At 71.6% G+C, this 15,633-nt stretch carries 15 protein-coding genes; 13 read left to right on the plus strand and 2 right to left on the minus strand.

Translation table 11 applies throughout. From position 1 onward, the window contains the following. Nucleotides 1-92 precede the first annotated feature (92 nt). The 11 genes from BJY18_RS01040 (at nt 93) to BJY18_RS01090 (ending at nt 12,539) form a co-directional block, all read left to right on the plus strand. The gene (locus tag BJY18_RS01040; RefSeq protein ID WP_184776898.1) at nt 93-1,430 is read left to right on the plus strand and encodes an MATE family efflux transporter; all 1,338 of its coding nucleotides are present in this window, start codon (nt 93-95) and stop codon (nt 1,428-1,430) included. A 495-nt stretch (nt 1,431-1,925) separates the two neighbouring features. After that, entirely contained in the window at nt 1,926-3,245 is a 1,320-nt protein-coding gene (locus BJY18_RS01045) for an MFS transporter (protein WP_246458729.1), read from the plus strand. A gap of 427 nt (nt 3,246-3,672) precedes the next feature. After that, nucleotides 3,673-4,587: a tRNA pseudouridine(55) synthase TruB gene (truB, locus tag BJY18_RS01050; protein ID WP_184776902.1), complete on the plus strand. Its 915-nt coding sequence runs from the start codon at nt 3,673-3,675 to the stop codon at nt 4,585-4,587. Between the two features lie 41 nt (nt 4,588-4,628). Continuing rightward, the gene (locus BJY18_RS01055) at nt 4,629-5,597 is read left to right on the plus strand and encodes a bifunctional riboflavin kinase/FAD synthetase (RefSeq protein ID WP_184784330.1); all 969 of its coding nucleotides are present in this window, start codon (nt 4,629-4,631) and stop codon (nt 5,595-5,597) included. Between the two features lie 166 nt (nt 5,598-5,763). Beyond that, nucleotides 5,764-6,237, plus strand: coding sequence for a helix-turn-helix domain-containing protein (locus BJY18_RS01060; RefSeq protein ID WP_184776904.1), 474 nt, complete (start codon nt 5,764-5,766; stop codon nt 6,235-6,237). A gap of 6 nt (nt 6,238-6,243) precedes the next feature. After that, nucleotides 6,244-6,951: a 2'-5' RNA ligase family protein gene (locus tag BJY18_RS01065; protein WP_312873693.1), complete on the plus strand. Its 708-nt coding sequence runs from the start codon at nt 6,244-6,246 to the stop codon at nt 6,949-6,951. Between the two features lie 129 nt (nt 6,952-7,080). Continuing rightward, nucleotides 7,081-7,350: a 30S ribosomal protein S15 gene (gene rpsO / locus BJY18_RS01070; RefSeq protein ID WP_184776905.1), complete on the plus strand. Its 270-nt coding sequence runs from the start codon at nt 7,081-7,083 to the stop codon at nt 7,348-7,350. Nucleotides 7,351-7,582: 232 nt separating this feature from the next. After that, nucleotides 7,583-9,832, plus strand: a complete 2,250-nt coding sequence (locus BJY18_RS01075; RefSeq protein WP_184776906.1) for a polyribonucleotide nucleotidyltransferase — start codon at nt 7,583-7,585, stop codon at nt 9,830-9,832. 132 nt (nt 9,833-9,964) lie between these two features. Further along, the gene (locus tag BJY18_RS01080) at nt 9,965-11,329 is read left to right on the plus strand and encodes a M16 family metallopeptidase (RefSeq protein ID WP_184776907.1); all 1,365 of its coding nucleotides are present in this window, start codon (nt 9,965-9,967) and stop codon (nt 11,327-11,329) included. After that, a complete protein-coding gene (gene dapB, locus BJY18_RS01085) occupies nt 11,326-12,075 on the plus strand; it encodes a 4-hydroxy-tetrahydrodipicolinate reductase (protein ID WP_184776908.1) in 750 nt (249 codons plus the stop codon). Before BJY18_RS01080 ends, dapB begins: the two co-directional genes overlap by 4 nt. Then, on the plus strand, nt 12,072-12,539 hold the full coding sequence (locus tag BJY18_RS01090; RefSeq protein WP_184776909.1) for a tetratricopeptide repeat protein: 468 nt from the start codon (nt 12,072-12,074) through the stop codon (nt 12,537-12,539). Before dapB ends, BJY18_RS01090 begins: the two co-directional genes overlap by 4 nt. A 65-nt stretch (nt 12,540-12,604) precedes the next feature. On the opposite strand, the gene BJY18_RS01095 is transcribed toward BJY18_RS01090, so the two are convergent. Further along, entirely contained in the window at nt 12,605-13,120 is a 516-nt protein-coding gene (locus BJY18_RS01095; protein ID WP_184776910.1) for a YqaA family protein, read from the minus strand. A gap of 156 nt (nt 13,121-13,276) precedes the next feature. Here BJY18_RS01095 and BJY18_RS36570 point away from each other — a divergent pair, with 156 nt between their 5' ends. Further along, nucleotides 13,277-13,744: a GtrA family protein gene (locus BJY18_RS36570; protein WP_312873694.1), complete on the plus strand. Its 468-nt coding sequence runs from the start codon at nt 13,277-13,279 to the stop codon at nt 13,742-13,744. Here the strand turns inward: BJY18_RS36570 and BJY18_RS01105 are convergent. Beyond that, nucleotides 13,734-14,294, minus strand: a complete 561-nt coding sequence (locus BJY18_RS01105) for a GNAT family N-acetyltransferase (RefSeq protein WP_184776912.1) — start codon at nt 14,292-14,294, stop codon at nt 13,734-13,736. The two genes, BJY18_RS36570 and BJY18_RS01105, sit on opposite strands and share 11 nt — an antisense overlap. A 50-nt stretch (nt 14,295-14,344) precedes the next feature. On the opposite strand from BJY18_RS01105, the gene BJY18_RS01110 reads away from it, so the two are divergent. Further along, nucleotides 14,345-15,559, plus strand: coding sequence for a winged helix-turn-helix domain-containing protein (locus BJY18_RS01110; protein ID WP_184776914.1), 1,215 nt, complete (start codon nt 14,345-14,347; stop codon nt 15,557-15,559). The last annotated feature ends 74 nt before the right edge of the window (nt 15,560-15,633 follow it).

Genomic DNA, 15,633 nt, shown 5'->3' on the forward strand with positions numbered 1-15,633 from the left:
CCGAGACCTCCGAGACCTCCGAGACCTGCGAATCCGGCTTCCCTGGCGTCCGCGTGGCGGGAATTGTCGGAGGTGGTCGTTAGGCTCGTCCCGTGTCTGAAAGCGTCCCGTCCGTCGTGGAACCTGCCGAGCGTGTTCCGGCGCGCCGTGTGCTCGGGCTCGCCGTGCCCGCGCTCGGCGTGCTCGCCGCCGAGCCGTTGTACGTGCTGGTCGACACCGCCGTGGTCGGCCACCTCGGCGCGTTGCCGCTGGCCGGGCTCGCGCTCGGCGGGGTGGTGCTGTCGCAGATCTCCACCCAGCTCACGTTCCTGTCCTATGGCACGACCTCGCGCACCGCCCGGCTGCACGGTGCGGGGCGGCGGCCCGACGCGGTGCGCGAGGGCGTGCAGGCCACCTGGCTCGCCGTGCTCGTCGGGCTGGTGCTGCTGGTCGCGGGGCAGGCGCTGGCCGGGCCGGTCGCACGTGCGCTGTCCGGCAGCGACGAGATCGCCGCGGCCGCCGTGTCATGGCTGCGGATCGCCTTGTTCGGCGCGCCGCTGATCCTCGTCACGATGGCGGGCAACGGCTGGATGCGCGGGGTGCAGGACGCCGCGCGCCCGTTGCGGTATGTGCTGGCGGGCAACGGGATTTCCGCCGTACTGTGCCCGTTGCTGGTGTACGTGGCGGGGCTGGGGCTGGAAGGCTCGGCGATCGCGAACGTCGTCGCACAGATCGTGTCGGCCACGCTGTTCTTCGTCGCGCTGGCGCGGGAACGCGTGCCGTTGCGTCCGGATTTCGGGGTCATGCGGGCACAGCTGAGTCTCGGCCGGGACCTGGTGCTGCGGAGCCTGGCGTTCCAGGCGTGTTTCGTGTCGGCCGCCGCGGTGGCCGCCCGCACCTCGACCGAGGCGGTGGGGGCGCACCAGGTGGTGCTGCAGCTGTGGACGTTCCTGTCGCTCGTGCTCGACTCGGTCGCGATCGCCGCGCAGTCGCTCGTGGGCGCCGCGCTGGGCGGCGGGGCGGCACGGCAGGCGCGGGGTATCGCCACGCAGATCGCCCTCTACGGCTTGGTTTTCGGCTGTTTCCTGTGCGTGGTGTTCGCCGCGCTGTGGAGCACCCTGCCGCATGCGTTCACCTCCGATCCCGGAGTCCTCGGCGAAATACCGCACGCGTGGTGGTTCTTCGTGGCACTGCAACCGATCGCCGGAGTCGTCTTCGCCCTGGACGGTGTCCTCCTCGGCGCCGGCGACGCCGCCTTCCTCCGCACCGCGACGCTGGTCAGCGCGGGTCTGGGGTTCCTGCCGCTGATCTGGCTGTCGCTGGCTTTCGACTGGGGCCTCACCGGCATCTGGAGCGGGCTTTCGCTGTTCATGGTCTTCCGCCTGGCCGCCGTGGTGGCCCGCTGGCGCTCCGGCAACTGGGCAGTGACCGGCGCGATCCGGGCCACCTGACCGGACCCGGCCACCGGGCCGTGACGCACGCCGGGTCCCGGGCTGTTGCGGTCGGGTGTGGGTAGGTGGCGGGCTGCCTCGGTGGGCCGGTGGGGTGTCTGGGTAGATCGGTGCTGTTGCAGCTGGGTGCGGGTAGCTGGCCCGCCTGCCCGGTAGGCCACCGGGCGTCCGAGTGCATCGGTGCTTCGCCGGAAGTGGCTGTGCGCCGTAGCTACCTGCCGCGGTGCGGTGGACGTGGTTCCGCGTGGTGGCTTGCGCGCGTTCGCCGGGAGGCTTCCGGCTGCTCCACAACGGCGCCGCTCCAGCCGGCGCGAAAGCCGCGGCACCGTCCCGGCCCGTGTGGTGAATGCCACCCGGATAACGGCTATGTATCGGGCCGGTCAAGGCGATACAACCAACGGGGCGGCAGCGTCGTCGTCTTTTCCTGCCCGGTCTCCGTACCCGATTCCCGTACCCGACGACTGTCCGACGCCTGTCTGCCCTGTGGAGGAACCCTTGTCGCCCGCCGGTCGTGCTACTGCCCGGTCCTGGCTCATCTGGCTCACCGCTGTCCTGGTCTACCTGCTTGCCGTGTTCCACCGGACCTCGTTCGGCGTCGCCGGGCTCGAGGCGGCGGACCGGTTCGGGGTGGGGGCCGCGGCGCTCGGCACCTTCACCGTGCTCCAAGTGGGCGTGTACGCCGCCATGCAGATCCCCACCGGCGTCCTGGTGGACCGGTACGGGCCGCGGCGAGTGCTCCTCACCGCCGTGCTCGTGCTCGGCAGCGGGCAGCTGCTGCTCGGCGTCGCGGACACCTACGGGCTCGGCCTGCTCGCCCGCGGCGTGCTCGGGCTGGGCGACGCGCTCACCTTCGTCAGTGTGCTGCGGCTCGTCGCCGCGCACTTCCCTGGCCGGCAGTACGCGTTGCTGACTTCCTTCACCTCCGCGATCGGGTACGTCGGCAACCTCGCCGCCACCGTCCCGCTCACCCTGCTGCTCGACGGTCCGGGGTGGACGTTCACCTTCATCGCGGTCGGTGCGGTCACCTTGCTGTACGCCGTGCCGGTCGCGTTGCGGGTGCGGGACACCCCGGCCGGCGAACCTGAACCGGTGCGGGAAGCGGTGCGGCCGGCGCAGCTGGGCCGGGCCGTCCGTGCCGCCTGGTCGGTGCCGGGCACCCGGCTGGGTTTCTGGGTGCACTTCAGCACGATGTTCGCGCCGAACGTGCTGACCCTGCTGTGGGGTGTGCCGTTTCTGGTGCAGGGACAGGGTTTGCCCGCCGCGACCGCGAGCGCGCTGCTCACCGTGTTCGTCTTCGGCTCGATGGCCGGCGGCCCGGTGCTGGGCGCGCTGATCGGCCGCCGCCCGTCGCTGCGGATGCCGCTGGTCGGCGGCTACCTCGGTGGGGCGACGGTGGTGTGGGCGGTGCTGCTCGGCTGGAGCGGCCCGCTGCCGGTCGGCGTGCTGGTGCCCGCGTTCGCGTTCCTGGCCCTCGGCGGTCCGGCGTCGATGATCGGGTTCGCCCTCGCCCGCGACTACAACCCGCTCGACCGCGTCGGCACCGCGACCGGCGTGGTGAACGTCGGGGGTTTCGTGGCCACCACGGTGACCGCCCTGCTGGTCGGCGTCCTGCTCCAGCTCACCGGCGGCGACTTCCGGCTGTCGCTGCTGGCCGTGGTCGCGGTACTGGCACTGGGCACCTGGCGGATGCTGACCTGGTGGCGGCGTGCCCGAGCGCACCTGTTCGCCGCCGAGGCCCGGGGCGAGCAGGTCCCGGTCCGCATCCGGCGGCACCGCTGGGACCGGCTCCCGGAACCCGTCCGGCTGGCGGCCTGAGACCCGGGTCGGTCAGGTCCGGTTGTCTTCCGACACCCGGCATTCCTTTCCGGACAGGTTGTCGTGCACGGGGAATTTGCCGTTCTTCTTCAAGGTGAGCTTTCGGCCGCAGTGGGGATGCGGACAGGCCTGGCGGCTTCTTCTCCGGCGACACGCGCGGACGGAGGAGTCGTATCTGGCTGTGCCGGACCCCTTGCATTCGACCTGCGCCCAGCCCAGGAACTCGATTGAATCGGAATAGTGCTTCGGCAGCCTGCGCGTCTTCGTCAGCGCGACCGGCAGACAACAGTAAGAACAGTGCGCCATTGCCCCTCCTTGCAGCCCGTAGCAGGATCGTCACAGTCGGAAGCAGCACCCGGCAGCCGCCGATCGGGTGACGGACGGTCACCGATCGGGGCCGCACCAGCCGGTCGGTAGGGTGCCGCCCGTGTCTCGCCCGAAGGAACCGCGCCGCCCCGCTCCGCCGCCCGGACTGCTCATCGTCGACAAACCGGCCGGGATGACGTCGCACGACGTGGTGTCCCGGGCCCGGCGGATCATGGGCACGCGCAAGGTCGGCCACGCCGGCACGCTCGACCCGATGGCCACCGGGGTGCTGGTGCTCGGCATCGAACGCGCCACCAAACTGCTCGGCCACCTCGCGCTCGACCGCAAGACCTACCTCGCCACCCTCTCGCTCGGCCAGGCCACCACCACCGACGACGCCGAGGGCGAGACCCTGTCCACCGCCACCCCCGAGGACGTCGCCGCGGTCGCCGACGCGCGGATCACCGACGGCGTCGCCGCGTTGACCGGTGAGCTCCAGCAGGTGCCCAGCGCCGTGTCCGCGGTCAAGATCGACGGCAAGCGGGCCTATGCCCGGGTGCGTGCCGGGGAAGACGTGGTCCTCCCGCCGCGGCCGGTGACTGTGCACCGTTTCGACGTGCTGGCCGTGCGCCGCGAGGACGACCGGATCGAACTCGACGCCGTCGTGGAGTGTTCCTCGGGCACCTACGTCCGTGCGCTGGCCCGCGACCTCGGCGCCGCGCTCGGCGTCGGAGGACACCTGAAAGCCTTGCGCCGCACCACAGTCGGGCCGTTCACGCTCGCCAGGGCACGGACCCTCGACCAGCTCGAGGACACGCCCGAGCTGTCGCTGGACCTCGACGCCGCGGTCGCCGCGGCCTTTCCCCGCCGCGATCTCGACGCGGCCACCGCGCGCGCGATCCAGTACGGGCGGCGCATCCCGGCCGCCGGCATCGACGGCACCTACGGCCTGTTCGCCCCCGACGGGCACGTGCTGGCCCTGGCCTCGGACACCGAGGGAGTGACCCGTTCGGTGGTGGTCCTGCTGCCCGCCTAGGGTGGGGCCAAAGGGTACCGGTGCGGGGAGAGTTGACGGCAGTGCAGCGGTGGCGTGGGCTCGGGGACCTTCCGGGCGGCTGGGGACGGTGCGTGGTCACCATCGGCGTGTTCGACGGCGTGCACCGCGGGCATCAGGAACTGATCGCCCGCACGGTGGCCGCGGCCGCCGAGCGGGACCTGCCGAGCGTGGTGGTCACGTTCGACCCGCATCCCTCCGAGGTGCTGCGCCCCGGCACCCACCCCGCGCAGCTGACCTCGTTGCGGCGCAAGGCGGAACTGGTCGAGGGGCTCGGCGCGGACGTGTTCTGCGTACTGCCCTTCACCCTGGAGCTCTCGCGCCTGAGCCCGCACGAGTTCGTGCACGAGGTCCTGGTCGACCGGCTGCACGCGGCCGCGGTGCTGGTCGGCGACAACTTCACCTTCGGCGCCAAGGCGGCGGGCAACGTCGCCCTGCTGCGTGAGCTCGGCCGCCGGTTCGGTTTCGTCGCCTACGGTGCCGAGCTGCAGGGCCGTTCCCTCGCCGAGTCCGGCGGGGACGCGCGGAGCAGCACCGACATCACCTTCTCCTCCACCTATGTGCGTTCGTGCATCGACGCGGGCGACGTGGTGGCCGCGGCGGACGCGCTCGGCCGGCCGCACCGGCTCGAGGGCATCGTGGTCCGCGGTGACCGTCGCGGCCACGAACTCGGCTACCCGACGGCGAACCTGTCCACGCCGCGGTTCGCCGCGGTTCCGGCGGACGGCGTCTACACCGCGTGGTTCAGCCGGCTGTCCGATCCGGGCAGACGGCTGCGTGCCGCGGTGTCGGTGGGCACGAACCCGACCTTCTCCGGCCGGGAACGCACCGTGGAGGCGTTCGTGCTGGACGTCGACGAGGACTTCTACGGACGGCACGTGGCACTCGACTTCGTCACCCGGCTGCGCGACCAGGAGCGGTTCGGCCGGTCGGCGGACCTGGTGAAGCAGATCGACGACGACGTGGCGCGCACGCGCGACGCACTCGGGTGAACCGTCCCCCGGTCGGGCCGGAAGGGCGTGACCGAGGGGTGGAAAGGGACGTTCCGGCCCGCCGCGGGCGATCCGGATGGCAAGATGACCCGGGCGGCCGCCGACGGCACCGAGCCGGTGCGAGGGGCGTGTCGAGGCCGGACACGGGGCTAGGGGAGCGGAACTGGTGGAGGACCACAAGATCGTCCAGCGGAACATCGCGCTGCAGCGGGAGTGGTACGGCGAGCCGCTGGGTGATCGGGTACGCCGGCTGGTGGTGGCCTTCGACGTGTCCCAGGCTTTCCTGGCCGAGGTGCTGGGGATCAGCGCGCCGATGCTGAGCCAGGTGATGAGCGGCAGGCGGGCGAAGATCGGCAACCCGGTGGTGCTGGCCCGGATGATCATGCTCGAACGCAAGATCCTGGTGCCCGAGGTCGCCGCGGGCGACCGAGACGCGATGCAGGTCGCGCTCGAGGACGTGCGTGATTCGCGGCCCACGGTCGGCCGCGACAACATCCCGGTGGGCTCGGACGAACAGGCCGCACTGGCGGTCCTGCGCGACGTCGCCGAGGACGAGAACCTGAGCGAAGCCGCGAAGCTGCTCGACGATGGTTTCCCCGCGATCGCCGACCTGCTGCGCCGGGCCGGCGCCGGCCAGTAGCCCCCCGTGCTGCTGTTCTCCGCACTGCGCCTGCCGCTCGACGTGGCGGCGTCGGTGCAGGCAGCACTGCGCGAAGCCGGGGAAGCGGAGAACGGACCGGCGAACGCCGGAGACGGTGCGGCCGTCGCACCGTCTCCCGGTATTTCGTCCCGCCCCAGCGGCCCACCACGCGCAGGCACATCGCCGCACTCCAGTGCTTCGCCGCATGCCGACGCCCCACCGCAAGCCGACAGCCCGTCTGACCGCGGCACTCCACCCCACCCCGGCCCTCCGGACTTCGGCACTCCCGGCCCCGCCACCTCCGGGCGGCTCCGCTGGACCGATCCGGCCGGATGGCACATCACCCTCGGTTTCCACGGCGAGGCCGACCCCGCCGAGGTCACCGCCTGGCTCGCCCGGGTGCTGGACGGGCGCCCGGCCGTCGAGGTCCGGCTGCGGGGCTCGGGCACCTTCCCCGGCGTCCTCTGGCTGGCCGCCGCTGGCGAAGGCCTCGACGCTCTCGCGCTCGCGGCGGGGGCAGGGGACGACCGGCCCTACCGCGCGCACCTGACGCTGGCGCGCCACCCCCGTGAACATCCGGGCCCGGCCCGGCAGTGGGCACAGCGGCTGGCCGGCTTCCGCAGCCGGACCTGGACGGCAGGCGAGGTCGTCCTGATGGCGAGCGGTGGGCGGCCGTACCGCACGGTCGGCCGGTTCGGCCTGCACCGCGCGTAAGAGCGCCCCGCACGGCTGGTAACCTCGACGAACGGGTCCGGCTGCAGTCCGTGGCGGCCGAGACCGGCTACCCGGCCGCGTGGCGCGGTGCGGGCCCCACGGCACTGATCAACCCGAGGAGCAACACCAGTGGCGCTGTCCACCGATGAGAAGAAGACGATCCTGGCCGAGTACGGCTTGCACGACTCGGACACCGGATCCCCCGAGGCCCAGGTCGCCCTGCTGACCAAGCGCATCACCGGCCTCACCGAACACCTCAAGATGCACAAGCACGATCACCACTCCCGGCGTGGTCTCCTGCTGCTGGTCGGCCGTCGCCGCCGGCTGCTGAACTACACCGAGAAGATGGACGTGGCGCGGTACCGTGACCTGATCAAGAGGCTCGGCCTGCGTCGATAGCACGCCGCGAGGGGGAGTGACCGGTCCGGTCGCTCCCCCTCGCCGCAAGCACCACCCCACGGCGCGAGCGCGCTGGAGGACCTACTCCGCCGGTCCTCGGTAGTGGTTCCCGGGTGCGGACCCGGGGGCTTCGATCGAAGACCGGCCAGCATCCTCGAGCGTCCTCGGGTGAACCGGGTCCCAGGGTGGGAGACTCGCGCCCAACGAAGGCAACAAAGAGGAGACAGACCCTATGACCGACTCCACCGGAGTCACCGTGCACGAAACCGAGGCCGTGCTCGACAACGGCCGGTTCGGCACCCGCACCGTGCGGTTCGAGACCGGCCGGCTGGCCCGTCAGGCCGCCGGTTCCGTGGTCGCTTACCTGGACGAAGAGACCATGCTGCTGTCGGCGACCACGGCGTCGAAGCACCCGAAGGAGCACTTCGACTTCTTCCCGCTCACCGTGGACGTCGAGGAGCGGATGTACGCCGCCGGCCGCATCCCCGGCGCGTTCTTCCGCCGCGAGGGCCGCCCGTCCACCGACGCGATCCTCACCGCCCGGCTGATCGACCGGCCGCTGCGCCCGTCCTTCGCCGACGGCCTGCGCAACGAGATCCAGGTCGTCATCACCGTGCAGAGCCTGAACCCGGACGACCCGTACGACGTGCTGGCGATCAACGCCGCGTCCGCGTCCACGCAGATCGCCGGCCTGCCGTTCTCCGGTCCCGTCGGCGGCGTGCGCGTCGCGCTGATCGAGGACCAGTGGGTGGCGTTCCCGACCTGGCCGCAGCTGGAGAAGGCGACCTTCAACATGGTCGTCGCCGGCCGGATCGTCGGTGACGACGTCGCGATCATGATGGTCGAGGCCGAGGGCACCGAGCACACCCTCGACCTGATCGCCGCCGGGTCCAAGGCGCCGGACGAGGTTTCGGTCGCCGAGGGCCTCGAAGCCGCGAAGCCGTTCATCAAGGCCCTGTGCGAGGCGCAGCAGCGCCTGGCCGCCGAGGCCGCCAAGCCGACCGGCGACTTCCCGGTCTACCCGGCCTACCAGCCGGACCTCTACGAGGCCGTCGCGGCGATCGCCGACGAGGAGCTGGCCAAGGCGCTGCAGATTCCCGGCAAGCAGGACCGGGACGCCGCGACCGACGAGGTCAAGGCCACCGTGCTGGCCAAGCTCGGCCTGGGTGAGGGCGAGGTCTTCGAGGGCCGCGACAAGGAGGTCGGCGGTGCGTTCAAGGCGCTGACCAAGAAGATCATGCGCAAGCGCGTGCTCACCGAGAAGATCCGCATGGACGGGCGCGGGCTCACCGACATCCGCCAGCTGTCCGCGGAGGTCGCGGTGATCCCGCGGGCGCACGGTTCGGCGCTGTTCGAGCGCGGCGAGACCCAGATCCTGGGCGTCACCACGCTGAACATGCTCCGCATGGAGCAGCAGATCGACTCGCTGTCGCCGGAGACCACGAAGCGGTACCTGCACCACTACAACTTCCCGCCGTTCTCCACCGGTGAGACCGGCCGCGTCGGCTCGCCGAAGCGGCGCGAGATCGGCCACGGCATGCTCGCCGAGCGCGCGCTGCTGCCGGTGCTGCCGAAGCGGGACGAGTTCCCGTACGCGATCCGCCAGGTCTCCGAGGCGCTGGGCTCCAACGGCTCCACCTCGATGGGCTCGGTCTGCGCGTCCACCATGTCGCTGTTCAACGCCGGTGTGCCGCTGAAGGCACCGGTCGCGGGCATCGCCATGGGCCTGGTGTCGGACGAGGTCGACGGCGAGACGCGTTACGTCGCGCTCACCGACATCCTCGGCGCCGAGGATGCGCTGGGCGACATGGACTTCAAGGTCGCCGGCACCAAGGACATCATCACCGCGCTGCAGCTGGACACCAAGCTCGACGGCATCCCGTCCGAGGTGCTCGCGGGTGCGCTGAAGCAGGCCAAGGACGCCCGCTACACCATCCTCGAGGTCCTCGCCGAGGCGATCGACGCCCCGGACGAGATGAGCCCGTACGCCCCGCGCGTCACGTCGGTGAAGATCCCGGTGGACAAGATCGGCGAGGTCATCGGCCCGAAGGGCAAGATGATCAACTCGATCACCGAGGAGACCGGCGCGGACATCTCGATCGAGGACGACGGCACGATCTACGTCGGCGCGGCGGACGGCCCGTCCGCGGAGGCCGCGATCGGCAAGATCAACGCGATCGCCAACCCGCAGCTGCCGAAGGTCGGGGAGCGCTTCCTCGGCACCGTGGTGAAGACGGCCGCGTTCGGCGCGTTCGTCTCGCTGCTGCCGGGCAAGGACGGCCTGGTGCACATCTCCAAGCTGGGCAACGGCAAGCGGATCGGCAAGGTCGAGGACGTGGTCAACGTGGGCGACAAGCTCCGCGTCGAGATCGCCGACATCGACAACCGCGGCAAGATCAGCCTGATCGTCGTGCAGGACGAGGACGCCGAGAAGCCCGCCGGAGGCGGTGCCGAGCAGGCGGACAAGGCCGAGGCCAAGTAGTCCGACCGAAGAACCCCACGAAGGCCCCTGACCCGTACGTGCCTCGTGAGTGCTGAGGCCGGTGAGAACCGGCTTCGCCACTCACGGGGCGCGGGGGTGGGGGCCTTCGGTGTACGCGATGCAAAGGAATCCATGGCACGGCAGGTTTCCGGGCACGAGCAGCCCGTCGGCACCACCCGCACGCTCGAGTCCACCGCGGACGGTGCGGTCGTCCGGCGGAGTGTCCTCGCGGGCGGTCTGCGGGTGATCACCGAGCACGTTCCGGCCTCCCGTTCGGCGACCGTCGGGCTGTGGGTCGGGGTTGGCTCGCGCGACGAGCCGCCCGCGGTCGCCGGTGCCGCGCACTACCTGGAACACCTGCTGTTCAAGGGAACCAGCACCCGCGACGCCACCCGGATCGCGGAGGAGATCGACGCGGTCGGCGGTGAGTTCAACGCGTTCACCGCGAAGGAGCACACCTGCTACTACGCGCAGGTACTCGACGCGGACCTGCCGCTCGGTCTCGACCTGGTGACCGACGTGGTGTTCGAAGCGCTGTGCACCGACCGGGACATGGACACCGAACGCAGCGTCGTGCTCGAGGAGATCGCGATGCGGGACGACGATCCCGAGGACCTGCTGCACGAGACGTTCGTCGGCGCGATCCTCGGCGATCACCCGCTCGGCCGTCCGGTGCTGGGCACCGAGAAGTCGATCACCGAGATGTCCCCGGTGGCGTTGCGCGGGTTCTACCGCCGCCGCTACACGCTGCCGCGGATGGTGCTCGCGGTCGCCGGGAACGTGGAGCACAAGCAGGTGCTGCGACTGGTCCGGCGGGCACTGGCCGGCCGGCTCGGCGGAACCGGCACGCCGGTGGCCCCGCGCTCCGGCCGCGCCCGGCTGCGCACCGCGCCGAAGCTGGCGCTGCACCCGGACGACACCGAGCAGGCGCACGTGATGCTCGGCTTCCCCGCGTTGCCCCGCCACGACGAACGCCGGTTCACGCTGTCGGTGCTCAACGCCGCGCTCGGCGGCGGCATGAGTTCCCGGCTGTTCCAGGAGATCCGGGAACGCCGAGGGCTCGCCTACCAGGTGTACTCGTCGGTCGCGAGCTACGCCGACACCGGTCATCTGTCGGTGTACGCGGGCTGCCAGCCGGAGCGTCTCGGCCAAGTCGCCGGCGTGATCCGGGAGCTGCTTGAGCAGGTCGCCACCGACGGCCTCGACGACGCCGAGGTGGCGCGTGCCCAGGGCCAGCTGCGCGGCGGGATCGTGCTCGGCCTGGAGGACACCGCCTCGCGGATGTCCCGGATCGGCAAGAACGAGCTGAACTACGCGCGGTACCTCGGCGTGGACGACACGATCGCGCGGATCGACGCAGTGACGACCGAGGACGTGTGTGCGCTCGCTCGCACTCTGCTGCGCCGTCCCGGCGGTGCGCCTGCCGCCGCGGTGGTCGGGCCGTACGCTCACGCCGACGACCTGCCCGACGAACTGCACGAGGTGATTGCGTCATGACCGAGTCCCCGATCCGCGTCGGCGTGCTGGGCGCGCGCGGCCGTATGGGCGCCACGGTGGTGAACGCCGTGGAAGAAGCCGAGGGCTTGGAGCTGGCGGCCGCACTCGACGCCGGCGACGACCTCGCCGGCCTGGGAGACGCCCAGGTCGTCGTGGACTTCACCCACCCGGACGCGGTGATGGGCAACCTGCGGCACCTGATCGCCCACGACGTGCACGTCGTCGTCGGCACCACGGGCTTCACCGAGCAACGGCTGGCCGAGCTGCGGGAGCTGCTGTCCGCGAAACCGCAGCTGGGGGTGCTGATCGCGCCGAACTTCGCGCTCGGCGCGGTGCTCGCGATGCGGTTCGCGGCGCAGGCGGCGCGGTTTTACGCCTCGGCGGAGGTCGTCGAGCTACACCACAACCGCAAGGCGGACGCCCCGTCCGGCACCGCGGCGCACACGGCGCGGATGATCGGAGAGGCCCGCGCCGCTGCCGGTCTCGAACCGGGTCCGGACGCCACCACGTCCGAAGTGGACGGTGCGCGCGGCGCGGAGGTCGGTGGCGTGCGGGTGCATTCGGTCCGACTGCCCGGGCTGGTGGCGCACGAGGAGATCCTGTTCGGCGGCGAGGGGGAGACGCTGACCATCCGGCACGACAGCATCGATCGCTCGTCGTTCATGCCCGGCGTGCTGCTCGGTGTGCGTACCGTCGTGTCCCGCCCCGGCCTCACGGTCGGCCTGGAGAACGTGCTCGACCTGTGAAGGCCCGCAATCTCGCGCTGCTGCTGACCGCGGCGCTGGTGGTGTACCTGGTGCTGCTGGCCGAGCGGGCGGTGGCGCTGATCGGCACCGGCACCGCGGCCGGAATCGCGCTCGGCATCGGGGTTTTCCTGCTTCCGCTGCTGGGTGTCTGGATCATCGTCGTGACGTGGCGTTCCGGCGCGCAGATCCAGCGCCTGTCGCGGCGGCTGGACGCCGAGGGCGGGCTGCCGGACGTGTCGGACCTGCCGCGCCGGCCGTCCGGCCGGGTGGACCGCGACGCGGCGGACGGCTGGTTCGACCAACGTCGTGCCGAGGTCGAAGCCGACCAGGACGACTGGCGCGGCTGGTACCGGCTGGCCTACGCCTACGACGTCGCCGGCGACCGCCGCCGTGCCCGCGCGACCATGCGCAAGGCCGTGGAACTCGAAGGAGCCGAGCGAAAACAGGGGTCGTCCCCGAAGTAGGGGTTGACGCGGTCCGCGAGGCCTGCACGGCACGTCGGATCGGGTTGATGCCGCTGGTCAGCGGATCAGTGCAGCCAGCCGGTGAACACCGCCGGTGCCGCCGCGAGCAGGCTGAACCGCACCCAGCGGCCGGCGAGCCCGGCGGCGAGGAAGGTGGCCAGCCGCATCCGCACCACGCCGGCCAGCACACTCGTGGCCATGAACGGCGGCAGCCCGACCACCGAGCTGATCCCGTAGGTGGTGGTCATCCAGTGCGGATGCCGCTGGCAGCGTTCGCGCAGGGCCTCCACCTTCGAGCGGATCAGCTTGGTGCGCTGCTGCCAGCGCACCCGGCGCGGGGTGAGCGGACGCTCCGCGTGCACCCGGTCGTGCAGGAACTTCGGCAGCCGGATGCTGCCGCGTGCGGCCAGGTAGTACAGCAGTTTGCCGGCGATCTGTCCGATCGCGACCGCGCCACCGAGCCACAGCCAGTGCGGATTCTGCTGGCTCGCGCACAGCGTGAGAACGAAAAGCTCGGCGTTGACCAGGGGCACGATGGCGGAACCGAAGGCGACGCCGAGGGTCACGAGCAGCCAGCCCATCGCGCCTCCCCCCCCGGTCGAGTGATCCTGGTCTCCACGCTAGCAGCCGTCACGAAAAGGTCACGGGGGTTAGCCCCCGTATTCCCGCGGGTGCCGACCACCGGTGCTCACCTGCCGGACCGATCCCGGACACCTTCCGCTGCCAGGATCGGGGGCGTGCCCGACCTCCGTTCCGCCGATCGTTTCGCCGGATACTGCGTGGCGGTCGTCGGGATCCTCCCGTTCGGGCTGTCCCGGATCGTCGCACCGAGCTTCCTGGGTTTCGCGGTCATCAACGGCTGCACCTTCGGCGTCGACCTGCTGCTGCTCACGCTGTTCCACGGCGGGCTCGGCTGGCCGCTGTGGCTGGCCATCAGCCTGTCCTACGTACTGGCCTTCGGGCTCAGCTTCGTGCTCAACCGGGCGTTGAACTTCCGTTCGCACGCACCGGTCGGGCGGCAGGCGGTGCGGTACGGCGTGGCGATCGGGATCAACTACGCGGCATTCCTGCTCGGGCTGGGCGCCGGGCTTTCCGCACTGGGCGTGGAATACCACCTGTCGCGGCTGATCGCCGGGGCGTGCGAGGGCGTGTTCATGTACGCGGTGATGCGCTGGGTGGTGTTCGCGGAGCCGGTCAGCGGGTGAGCTCCAGCTCGAGGGTGCCGGTGAGCCGGACCTCGCGCAGCGTGCCGCGTCCGGTGTCGAGGGTGCGGACGGTGCCTTCGGGCGTCCAGCCCGCGCGCCGGTAGAACCCGAGCGTCGCGTGATCCGATTGGGCGACCCAGGTGATTCCCCGGGTGAGGCCCTCGGCGCGCAGCCCCTCGGCGGCGGTGGCGAGCAGGCGACCGGCGTGCCCCCGGCGTCCCCAGCGCGGTTCGACGACGAGCGAAGCGATCAGGCCGGTCGCCCCGGCGTCTTCGGGCAGGGTGCCGGCGGCGGTGGCGGCTTCGTCGTGTGGCGCGGGACCGGCCACGCAGTAGCCGACCGTGAACGAACCTTCGGTGGCCAGGTACACCGCGGAGTCCGGGTAGCCGATCGTCTCCGCCCAGGTGCCTTCGAGGTCGGCCGCGTCGAGGTCGGCGAGGGCGTCGGCGCCGAGCAGATCGGTGTAGGCCGCCCGCCACGTCAGCCTCTGGATGCGGGCGATCTCCACGGCGTCGGACGGGGTCGCGGGACGGACTTCGGCGGCACTCACGCGGGCAATGTACCGAAACTGTCGGGGGTGGCTGGCACCATGGCGGCACCATGCAGACGATCAGCCTTTCCGTGGCCCGCCGCAGCGCGCTGGCCGCCCAGGGGTTCGCCGACCCCCGACCCGCCTCGGCCCCGACGCGGCGGCACCTGTCCAGGGTGCTGTCGCGGGTTCAGCTGCTGCAGCTGGATTCGGTCAACGTCGCCGTGCGCGCGCACTACATGCCGCTGTTCTCGCGGCTGGGCGCCTACGATCCGGCACTCGTCGACGAGGCGGCCTGGGCGCACCGGCCCCGGCGGCCGCGGATGCTGGTCGAATCGTGGGCGCACGAGGCGAGCCTGCTGCCCGTCGAGGACTGGCCGCTGCTGCGCTCGGGTGCGAAGCGGGACGGCTGGTGGCGCCACTACACCGAGGTCGTGGAGACCGTGCCGGGCCTGCTGGAGGACGTGCTGGCGGTGGTCAAGGAACGGGGGCCGATCGGCGCCGGTGCGATCGAGCGGGCGCTGGAGACCGAAGGGGAGCGGCGCGGGCCGGGCGCGTGGTGGGAACGCTCGGTGGTCAAGAAGGCGTGCGAGTACCTGTTCGGGCTCGGCGAGCTGTCCACCGGCACGCGGCGGTCGTTCGAGCGGCTCTACGACCTCACCGAACGGGTGGTTCCGCCGGAGGTCCTGTCCCGGCGGGTGAGCGTGGAGGAAGGGGCGCGGGGCCTGATCGAGCGGTCCGCGCGCGCACTGGGCATCGGCACCGAACCGGATCTGCGTGACTACTACCGGCTGGGGCCGGACGTGACGCGGCACGCGGTCGGCGAACTGGTGGCGGAAGGCGTTGTGGAACCGGTCCGGGTCGAGGGCTGGCGGGCGACCGCCTACCGGCACGCCGAGGCCCGCACCCCGCGGGCGGTGCCGGGGCGGGCGCTGCTGTGCCCGTTCGACCCGCTGATCTGGGAACGCGGCCGCACCGAGCGGCTGTTCGGCTTCCGGTACCGCATCGAGATCTACGTCCCCGAGCCGAAGCGGGAGTACGGGTACTACGTGTTCCCGTTCCTGCTCGACGGCGCGCTGCCGGCCCGGGTGGACCTGAAGTCCGACCGCGCCGCCGGAACGCTGCGCGTACAGGGAGCCTTCGGCGAACCGGACATCGACGTCCCCCGGGTCACCACCGAACTGGCGGGCGAACTCCGGCACATGGCGCAGTGGCTGGGCCTGGACACCGTCACGGTGGGGAACCGAGGAAACCTGGCCACATCGTTGCGACGTTTGGTCTCCTGATCCAGCGGCCACGGGTCGGTCCCGGATTGGTTCGGCTCGGGGCGAGAACGCCGGATGACTCGGGCGGGACGACG

Origin of the sequence: Amycolatopsis jiangsuensis, from assembly GCF_014204865.1 — a bacterium.
Lineage (GTDB): Bacteria > Actinomycetota > Actinomycetes > Mycobacteriales > Pseudonocardiaceae > Amycolatopsis > Amycolatopsis jiangsuensis.